Source organism: Acidobacteriota bacterium, from assembly GCA_030774055.1.
GTDB lineage: Bacteria > Acidobacteriota > Terriglobia > Terriglobales > Acidobacteriaceae > JACPNR01.
Genome location: JALYLW010000076.1, coordinates 1 through 5,463 on the forward strand (window position 1 = coordinate 1; position 5,463 = coordinate 5,463).

A 5,463-nucleotide genomic window follows, 5' to 3' on the forward strand; every position below is an offset into this window, starting at 1 on the left:
GCCGCGCGAGTTCTCCACTCTGCTGCTCGATGATGCCGGCGCCAGCGGCGCCAGCGGCGCCGGTTCCATTGCCCGCATCACGCTGAACCGTCCCGACAAGCGCAACGCCATCAGCTACGAGCTGATCGACGACTTGCTGGCCGCGCTCGCGGCCTGCGAAAAGTCGGACGCGCAGGTCGTCATCATCACCGGCGCGGGCAAGGCGTTCTGCTCCGGCATGGACCTCGACAACCTCAAGGCCATCACATCGCGCACGCACGAGGAGAACGTCAAAGATTCCGGGACCATGGCAAAGTTGTTCCGCACCATCTACGACTTTCCCAAGCCGACCATCTCCGCCGTCAACGGCGCAGCGGTCGCGGGCGGCTGTGGCATCGCCACACTCTGCGACTTCACCATCGCCTCGCGCGACGCCAAGTTCGGCTACACCGAAGTGAAGATCGGATTCCTGCCCGCCATCGTCTCTACATTTCTTCTGCTCCAGGTCGGCGAGAAGCAGGCGCGCGACCTGCTGCTCACCGGACGCATCATCTCCGCCGACGAAGCCCACCGCATCGGTCTGGTCACCGAGGTCGTGGACCCGGGCAAGGAACTGGCGCGCGCGGAAGAGCTGGCGGCGCAACTGATGGCGAACTCGCCCGCCTCGGTGCGCGCGACCAAAGCGCTGCTCTCCGACTTTGCCAAGCGCAAGCTCGACGACCAGATCAAGATCGCGGTGGACGAGAACGCGCGCATCCGCACGACTAAAGATTTCCGCGAGGGCGTGACCTCGTTCCTCGAAAAACGCAAGCCGAAGTGGACGGGGAAATGACGATGCCAGCTGTCACCTCTCGTCCTTCAGATCCTTCGTTCCTGTGGTTTTCTCTGTGTCTCTGTGCCTCTGTGGTGGGTTCTTGACCACCGGCGAGACCAAGCTCCGCGTCCGCTACGCCGAGACCGACCAGATGGGTGTGGTCTATCACTCCAATTTCCTGGTGTGGTTCGAGGTCGGCCGCGTCGAGCTGCTGCGTCAGATGGGCTTCCGCTATCGCGACATGGAAGAGCAGGATGACTGCCACATCGCCGTCGTCGACGCGCGCGTGCGCTACAAAGCGCCGGCACATTACGACGACGAGGTGCTCATCCGCACGCGCCTCAAGAACATGCGTGAGTCGCTGCTGCACTTCGGTTATGAGATCGTGCGCGCCTCCGATGGCACGCTGCTCGCCGAAGGCGAGACCACGCACATCGTGGTGGATTCCAAGTTCCAGAAGACGCTACTGCCGGAGAAGTACCGGCAAGCATTCCAGTCGGCGGCGGAAAGATAGCACGATGAATCAGAATCCTCTGCCTTCTCTGCGCTCGCTGCGGTAAAAAGGTTCCGACATGCAAGCCCTCCACATCGACGGCTCTTCCCTCACCTTCGACGCTCTGCGCGAGGTCGTCTACGAGCGCCGCGCGGTGCTGCTCGCGCCCGACGCGCGCGAGGCCGTCGAGCGCGCCCGCGGCGTGGTGGAAGACCTGCTCGCCGGCGACCAGGTCGCTTACGCGGTCAACACCGGCGTGGGCAAGCTGAGCGACGTCCGCATCGCGCCGGAGCAGATCCGCGAGTTGCAGGAGAACCTGATGCGCTCGCACTGCGTGGGCGTGGGCGAGCCGCTCGCGGAAGCGGAGGTCCGCGCCATGATGCTGCTGCGCGCCAACTCGCTCGCCCAGGGGCACTCCGGCGTGCGTCCCGCCATCATCGACACTTTCTGCGAGATGCTGAACCGCGGCGTGCATCCCGTCGTGCCGTCGCAGGGCTCGGTGGGAGCCTCCGGCGATCTCGCGCCGCTCGCGCATCTTGGCATCGTGCTGATGGGCGAAGGCGAAGCGGTTTTTGGATTTGGAAACGACGCCAAGAAAACATCTGGCGCCGGCGCGATGAAGGCCGCCGGCGTGAAGACGCTCACGCTTGAAGCCAAGGAAGCCATCTCGCTCATCAACGGGACGCAAGCCATGCTCGCCATCGGCGCGCTCACGCTGCTCGCCGCCGAGACGCTCGCGGATTCCGCCGACGTGATCGGCGCGCTCTCGCTCGACGCCCTGCGCGGCACCGACGCCGCCTTCGACGAGCGCATCCACGCCGCGCGCCCGCATCCCGGCCAGATCAAGACCGCTGCCAACCTGCGCAAACTGCTGGCCGGCTCCGACATCCGCGAGTCGCACCGCGATTGCGCGCGCGTGCAGGATGCTTACTCGCTGCGCTGCATGCCGCAGGTGCATGGCGCCGTCCGCGACGCATTTTCCTGCGCGCGCGAGACCTTCGCGATCGAGATGAACTCCGCCGTGGACAACCCGCTGGTATTCGCCGACAAGAGGACTGGCAAAGGCGATGTGGTCAGCGGTGGAAACTTCCACGGCGAGCCGCTCGCCTTCGCGCTCGACTTCCTCGCCATCGCGCTCGCCGCGCTTGCCGGCATCAGCGAGCGGCGGCTTGAGCGCCTGGTGAATCCCGCGCTCAACGAGGGCTTGCCACCGTTCCTCGCGCCCGAGCCCGCGGGATTGAACTCCGGATTCATGATGGCGCAGGTCACCGCCGCCGCCCTGGTCAGCGAGAACAAGGTGCTCGCGCATCCCGCGTCGGTCGACTCGATCACGACGTCGGGCAATAAAGAGGATTACGTTTCCATGGGGATGGGCGCCGCGCTGAAGCTCAGGCAAGTCCTGGCAAACGTGACCAACGTCCTGGCCATCGAAGCGCTCGCCGCCGCGCAGGCGCTCGACCATCTCGCGCCGCTCCGAACCAGTGCCCGCCTGGAGAAGGCGCACGCGGCCATCCGTGCCGTGAGCGCGCGAGTAGTCAAGGATCGCAACATCGCCGCGGACATCCCCCGACTCGGCCACGCCATCCGCCAGGGAGAACTGCTGGCGCCGTTGCGATAGCTGAAGTTGAGGTAGCTAGATGTCCTCGCACATCACGCGCGCTCTCGTAGTGCTCACGCTTGCCGCATCCGCGTACGGACAAACGCTCGCACCTCGCCCGCCGGCGACGCCCCCGCCAACGCAGCCGTCCACTCCGCCGCCGACAAAGCCAGCCCGCTTCATCCTCTCCGCCGTGGGAGAAGACGGGGCCGTGCTCCCCGACCTCGCGCAGCAGGATCTCGTGGTGCGCATCGGCGAAAAGCCGGTGGCCATCAGCGGCCTCTCCCGCTTCCATCAGGCGCCCATCCGCATCGTCGTCGTGCTCGACGAAAGCTCCAGCATGCAAGGGCGTTGGCGGGTCGCCCTCGGCATCGTCTTCGAGCTGCTCAAAACGCTGCCGCCGAACAGCACCGTCGGCTTGGTGGGAGTGAACGACCAGGCCCCCGAGATGATCGAGAGTCCGGACGCCATCCTGCGCTACCTAAAGAACCGCGCCAAGCGCGGCCCCGGCGGCTGGACCCGCTTGTGGGACGACATCCACATGGCGCTACTTTTCTTCCCGCAGCCGCGCTCCAGCGACGTGATCTTCGTGGTCAGCGATGGCGTGGACAACGCCAGCAAGCTGACCTACCAGCGCCTGCGCGAGGAAGTTCGCGCCGCGAAGGTGCGCGTTAGCGGTGCGCTGCTCACCGACCAGTATTCTCCCGACCCTGAGGCGCGCACCGTCACCGGCAAGGTCGCCGCGCTGATCGATGAGACCGGAGGATGGAACCTCACCAGCCCACCTTTCGTCCACGAGCGGGCGGGCGTGGGTGGACGCATGGAAGAGGCTCCCACCCAGGCCCCCAACCTCGCCGGCTTCTTCCACACGCTCTACGATTTTTATCTCGTGGAACTTGGTCCGGAAGGAAAAGTCACGCGGCCCGAGCCGCTCAACGTCCGCATCGCCGACGGACGCAAGGACCGCGCGCAGATATTCGTCTCCGCGCCGCACGGCCTGCTGCCCGCCGCGCCGTAGGCTGTTCCCCGCAGCAGGCGTGTCAGCCAGGCTTATCAGCCCGGAGCGGGCGCCGTCCCCGCCAGCCCCAGCTCTTTGGCGATGCCCTGCATCGCCTCGATGCAGAACGCGATGTGCTCTTCGAGTTCCACGCCCAGCTCTTCCGCGCCTTTGGTGATGTCGTCGCGCGAGACCGAGCGGGCAAAGGCTTTGTCCTTCATCTTCTTGCGGACGGACTTCGCTTCGACCTCGGCCAGTGATTTTCCCGGCTTCACCAGCGCGCTCGCAGTGATGAACCCGGCCAGCTCATCGCAGGCAAAGAGCGCGTGCTCTAATTTCGTCAGGCGCGGGACCTTCGAATACTCCGCGTGCGAGAGGATGGCGCGGCGGAACCAGTCTGGATATCCGCGCTCCTCCAGGATCTTGCTGCCCACGAACGGATGCTCCGCCGGCGTGGGATATTTCTCGTAGTCGAAGTCGTGCAGCAGCGCGACGCATCCCCAATCGTTCTCGTCTTCGCCGAATCTCTTCGCGTACGCGCGGACGCACGCCTCGACTGCGAGCGCGTGTTTGCGCAGCGACTCCGATTGCGTGAACTCGCACAACAATTCCCACGCCGCGTTGCGATCGATAGCCATGGCGAAGAGTGTAACCCCTCATGTTTGTCATGCCGAGCGACGCGCGCGTCCGCAACGGCGGACAAGCGCGAGTCGAGGAATCCCTAGCCGGAAAATAATTCCATGCGCCGAACACCCGATGTACTCAAACAGTAAACTCGGCCTCTCGCCGCGTCTTCCTAGGGGTTTTCTCCGTGTTTTCTCCGCATATCGTCCGTTATCTTCCGGAGTCGCCGTGGTTTCTGACTGATTATTCCGTTGACAGTCCCGTACATACTCCCTACATTACCCTCAGCTTGGGTCGAGGTGTATCGCGCACCGAGCTGGTGAGCGCCCGCTCTGGCACTCCCACAACTGGATGGCAACGACTCTCGCACCCGTAGACTCTCGGGAAGTGGTGAGATGTGATCGCTGTCTCCTGGTCCAATTCCGGACCACTAACAATCTTTGCCGCCGTTGCCATACCTGTCTGGACGCGGATGAGCCGGAGGTAGCGGCCACACCCGAGCCCATCCCTGCCCCAGCGCAAGGGAACGGCAACGGACGCCAGCACTTGCAGGTCGCACTCGCGATCCGCAGTCTGCGTCATCGCTCCGGCCTGAGCCAGCGCCAGCTTGCGCTGCGCATGCAGGTGCCGCGTACGTACGTATCCAAGATCGAGAATGAGAAGGCGATGCCCACGCTCAGTTCGCTCGAGCGCCTGGCGAAAGCCCTGGAGGTGACTGTGCCGGACCTACTGAGCGGCGGCAGCCCGACGCGTGAGCAACTCATGCGCGAGCTGATGACCGACGAGTTCATCACCCAACTGCTGCCCTTTGTGTCGAAGCTCGACGGCATGCAGCGCCAGAGTCTGCTGGCACAGGTGCGGGACTTGACCTTGCGGCCACGACGCAGCGCCTGATCTTCGGAGAGACGATCGCATCGGCGGCGCTTTTGCTGTGCCAAACAGCGGCACGGTCTTCGGAC

Annotated in this window: 6 protein-coding genes; 5 read left to right on the forward strand and 1 reads right to left on the reverse strand. The window is 64.8% G+C overall.

The window, feature by feature from the left end:
• The first annotated feature begins 67 nt into the window (after positions 1 to 67).
• From M3P27_05920 to M3P27_05935, 4 genes are all read left to right on the forward strand, one after another.
• Entirely contained in the window at positions 68 to 811 is a 744-nt protein-coding gene (locus M3P27_05920) for an enoyl-CoA hydratase-related protein (protein ID MDP9267847.1), read from the forward strand.
• 82 nt (positions 812 to 893) lie between these two features.
• Positions 894 to 1,307, forward strand: a complete 414-nt coding sequence (locus tag M3P27_05925; GenBank protein MDP9267848.1) for an acyl-CoA thioesterase — start codon at positions 894 to 896, stop codon at positions 1,305 to 1,307.
• Between the two features lie 58 nt (positions 1,308 to 1,365).
• Complete coding sequence (gene hutH / locus M3P27_05930; protein MDP9267849.1) at positions 1,366 to 2,904, forward strand: histidine ammonia-lyase; 1,539 nt, start codon at positions 1,366 to 1,368, stop codon at positions 2,902 to 2,904.
• A gap of 19 nt (positions 2,905 to 2,923) precedes the next feature.
• Positions 2,924 to 3,901: a VWA domain-containing protein gene (locus M3P27_05935; GenBank protein ID MDP9267850.1), complete on the forward strand. Its 978-nt coding sequence runs from the start codon at positions 2,924 to 2,926 to the stop codon at positions 3,899 to 3,901.
• Between the two features lie 35 nt (positions 3,902 to 3,936).
• On the opposite strand, the gene M3P27_05940 is transcribed toward M3P27_05935, so the two are convergent.
• Positions 3,937 to 4,518 carry an HD domain-containing protein gene (locus tag M3P27_05940; protein MDP9267851.1) on the reverse strand — a complete coding sequence of 194 codons (582 nt, stop codon included), beginning with the start codon at positions 4,516 to 4,518 and terminating at the stop codon, positions 3,937 to 3,939.
• Between the two features lie 376 nt (positions 4,519 to 4,894).
• Between M3P27_05940 and M3P27_05945 the strand changes: the two genes are divergently transcribed.
• Complete coding sequence (locus tag M3P27_05945; GenBank protein MDP9267852.1) at positions 4,895 to 5,398, forward strand: helix-turn-helix domain-containing protein; 504 nt, start codon at positions 4,895 to 4,897, stop codon at positions 5,396 to 5,398.
• The last annotated feature ends 65 nt before the right edge of the window (positions 5,399 to 5,463 follow it).

Bases quoted from the DNA above. Each gene is read 5' to 3' on its own strand.
- hutH (MDP9267849.1), top strand. From the start codon at position 1,366: ATGCAAGCCCTCCACATCGACGGCTCTTCCCTCACCTTCGACGCTCTG.
- M3P27_05935 (MDP9267850.1), top strand. From the start codon at position 2,924: ATGTCCTCGCACATCACGCGCGCTCTCGTAGTGCTCACGCTTGCCGCA.
- M3P27_05940 (MDP9267851.1), bottom strand. From the start codon at position 4,518: ATGGCTATCGATCGCAACGCGGCGTGGGAATTGTTGTGCGAGTTCACG.